This is a genomic window from Vibrio sp. 10N.261.55.F4, from assembly GCF_041470465.1.
Classification (GTDB): Bacteria; Pseudomonadota; Gammaproteobacteria; order Enterobacterales; family Vibrionaceae; genus Vibrio; species Vibrio crassostreae_C.
Map to the genome: position 1 here is coordinate 1 of NZ_JBFRMM010000071.1, position 3,503 is coordinate 3,503.

Below are 3,503 nucleotides of genomic sequence, written 5' to 3' on the forward strand. Positions count from 1 at the left end.
AAACCAGTCATCCCTTCTGCGATTATATATTGCGAAGGTAATTTTGGTAAAATTGATGGTAAAACCGCTAATGGATTAGTGAGACATTCGTTAAGCTATCGTATTCTATCAGTTATTGATAGTGAGTCTGCTGGCTTAGATGCTGGTGAAGTTCTTGATAACAAAGCCAATGGAATACCTATCCTTGCTAATGCTGAAGAAGCTATCATTCACGCAGAAAGCATTCCTGATTACTTCATTTTTGGCATTGCGCCATCAAGTGGCTTTTTATCTGACTTAGATAAAAGCATCATTTTAAATGCCATGTCACTAGGAATGAACATCGTAAATGGCTTACATGAATTCCTAACCGATGATCCTCTATTTTTAGAAGCCAGCTTAAAGAATAACGTTCGAATATTCGATACTCGCAAACCCAAAAATAAAGGCGAACTGAAAACGTTTAGCGGGAAAATACACAACGTTAAATGCCCGAGAATTGCTGTAATGGGGACGGATTGCGCGCTAGGAAAACGAACAACAGCAACAATATTGGCGAATGAACTGACTAAAAAAGGCCTTAACGTCGTTCTGATTGCCACTGGTCAAACAGGCATTATGCAGGGCGCACAATACTGCGTTGCACTCGATGCTGTTCCTTCACAATTTTGTGCCGGTGAGTTGGAATCTGTTATTGTACAGGCCTATGAAAAAGAAAATCCGGATCTGATTATTATTGAAGGGCAAGGAGCCTTGAGTCACCCTGCGTTTTCAACCAGCGCTTTTATCTTACGTGGCAGTTGTCCAACGGGTGTGATACTGCAACATGCCCCTAAACGTTTATATCGTAGTGATTTTCCTGATTGCCCAATGCCTTCGATTGCCTCAGAAATCAATCTTATCGAAACGTTTTCTAATACCAATGTTATCGGACTAACACTGAATCATGAAGATATGTCGTTGGATGAAACACGTTGTGCGATAGACACTTACACTACCGAATTTGGTTTACCGGTTACTGATGTCTTGTCACAGCCTGTTGAACATCTACAGCACATCGTAACGTCAGCCTTTCCTATAATAGCAAGTAAACTGGCCGAAAAAGGGTGAACTACCCTAGGTTAGACATCGATTGTGGGAAAGTTCATCATAACGCTCAGTTCCTGATTTCTCAGCTCTCACTGAAAAATATATCCGTTACGCCTGTAACAAAAGCCTTCCTCGGCCACCCTATCATCGCACAAGTTCTTATTGATGCTGGCGCAACAATGTTAGCCGATTCAAGAATCGAAAATCTTCAAAAGATGACTGAATCTGGCATTGCTACCCCTAAAATGCTGATACGTACACCCATGCTCAGTCAAGTGGCGAGCGTAATAAAATACAGTGATATGAGTTTAAACTCTGAAGTTGAAGTGATTCAGAGGCTTTCACATGCAGCGGAACAACAAAATTGCTGTCACGGTATCATTATTATGGTTGAGCTTGGCGATCTAAGAGAAGGTGTGATGCCAAATCGCGTGATTGATTTTATCCGAGAGATTATTTCTTTACCAAACATCACGATAAAAGGAATTGGTACGAATTTAGCCTGTCGGTATGGTGTAGCTCCAGATGATCAAAATATGAGTATTCTTTCTGAGCTTGCCGATGGAATTGAAGCTACATTTGGGGTCAGTCTAGAAATTATTTCAGGGGGTAATTCTGCTTCAGTTAACTGGGCTCTTCAGAGAACAGGCTTAACTCGAGTCAATCACCTTCGTATAGGAGAAGCCATTTTTTTAGGCTGTGAGCCTTTAGAGCACGAAAATATCAAAGGCTTACATACGGATGCGGTTTCTTTGACCGCTGAAGTGATTGAATCCAAGACTAAACCGACTTTGCCTTGGGGGAGTCGGGGGTTAAATGCTTTTGGTGAAAAAGAAAACCTTCAAGATAGAGGGGAGGTCTCACAAGCTATTCTAGCATTAGGCCGCCAAGATGTTTGTGTCAGCGGGCTTAAGGCTCCGAATGGGATTAAGATCATGTCTTCAACCAGTGATCATCTTGTCCTTGAATCCTCACAGAAACCACTATTTGTAGGGGAAAAAGTCACATTCAGTTTAGATTACAGTGCGCTCTTATCTTCTATATCTTCACGTTATATCCATAAATATTTTAAGGCACCTAAAGGGAGAAGAAAGGAAGAAGGAGCGCATAATGCTACGAACAACTGTAATTCTCTTCGTCAGTGTCATGCTTAACGGTTGTCAGATAAGCCCAATAAAATCTAATGGACTTGCCGATTATAGAGCGACAGTTATTTCAAGCCAACTTCCACAAGAGTTAGGCTCAATCACACTCGTAAATGCACAGTCAGAGGGCGATAGTGTCACTCTTGTTTTCGTAAAAAAGAAAACTTTGAATATGGACCGCTTAGTAGAAAAAGTCGCCGTTAGTTTTTGTGACAACATCGAAATAAGACCACTATTAGAGAGTGGGATCTCTTATCGAATCATTACCTTAGGAAAAAATGAGAAAGTAGAAAGCCTTAACGTCATTTCTCTAGCTAAGTGCTCTAATTGAATGCTTAGCAGTCGAATGGATAAAAGCCAATACGAGTTGTTCAATGTACTCAATGACACTATTTTATTGAGGTTTGACCGCCTTACGCCTTGGGAAAAAAACTTTATCACAGAGTTACACCATAAGGTCGTAACTAGACAACTCATTTCAATTAAACAAAAACAGCTTGCTTTAAAAATTTCAATGAAAGCCTATAAATCAAAGAAGAAAAACGCGCGTTCCAACGTTTAATTTAAGCTTGTGTATACCTAATCTGTTCAAGGTCCTCTAAACCTTGGACAGATTAGTAGTATTTGCACTTAACGTATTGAAAATAATCAAGTGTAGCGGTGAATGGGTAACAACTTTCAGCGTAATAGCAATTGAAACACCTAAGTATTTAGGTTCCTTTTCGATTAACACTCAGTACCTTCTGAAAGCAACAATGCATCTTCTAATTCAACCCCAAGATAGCGGATTGTATTATCTACCTTGGTATGACCAAGTAGTAGCTGCACCGCTCGGATATTTTTCGTTTTTGCGTAGACTAACGTCGCTTTTGTTCGCCTCATCGAGTGAGTGCCATACAAGTTAGGATCCAACCCCAGATTAGAAGCCCATCTCCTCACTAAGTATCGATAGTACGAATAGCTAATCGGTTGTTGCTTTCGCCTTTGGCTTGGGAAAATAAAATTGCTGTCATGTAGCGAAGCCATCAAAATCCATTTCATTAGACTCTGTTGAGTTCTTGTCGTTATCTCAAATTGAACTTCAATATCTGTTTTGCGCTGGATATGCTTAACGCGGTTAAATATCCTATCTTGCGAAGATACATCGCAAACTCTGAGAACGAGCAAATCACTTGCTCTAAGTTTGCTATCAATAGCTAAGTTGAGCAACGCAAGCTGCATCAAATTATTTTCAATTTCTAATCTGGTTCTGATCCGCCAAATTTCCTCAAGCCGAAAAGGCTTTTTGAC

Annotated in this window: 5 protein-coding genes; 4 read left to right on the top strand and 1 reads right to left on the bottom strand. The window is 40.3% G+C overall.

The features are described from left to right. The 4 genes from AB4249_RS21875 to AB4249_RS21890 all read left to right on the top strand — a co-directional run. On the top strand, positions 1–1,089 hold a 1,089-nt coding region (locus AB4249_RS21875; protein WP_372104787.1), incomplete at its 5' end, for a DUF1611 domain-containing protein. Then, entirely contained in the window at positions 1,086–2,222 is a 1,137-nt protein-coding gene (locus tag AB4249_RS21880; protein WP_372104790.1) for an alanine/ornithine racemase family PLP-dependent enzyme, read from the top strand. The genes AB4249_RS21875 and AB4249_RS21880, both read left to right, overlap by 4 nt. Then, positions 2,179–2,544, top strand: a complete 366-nt coding sequence (gene gspS2 / locus AB4249_RS21885; protein WP_016788065.1) for a type II secretion system pilot lipoprotein GspS-beta — start codon at positions 2,179–2,181, stop codon at positions 2,542–2,544. Before AB4249_RS21880 ends, gspS2 begins: the two co-directional genes overlap by 44 nt. After that, entirely contained in the window at positions 2,545–2,775 is a 231-nt protein-coding gene (locus AB4249_RS21890) for a hypothetical protein (RefSeq protein ID WP_004735670.1), read from the top strand. A gap of 164 nt (positions 2,776–2,939) precedes the next feature. Here the strand turns inward: AB4249_RS21890 and AB4249_RS21895 are convergent. Continuing rightward, positions 2,940–3,503: tyrosine-type recombinase/integrase (locus AB4249_RS21895; protein WP_372104793.1), on the bottom strand; the 564-nt coding region annotated here is incomplete at its 5' end.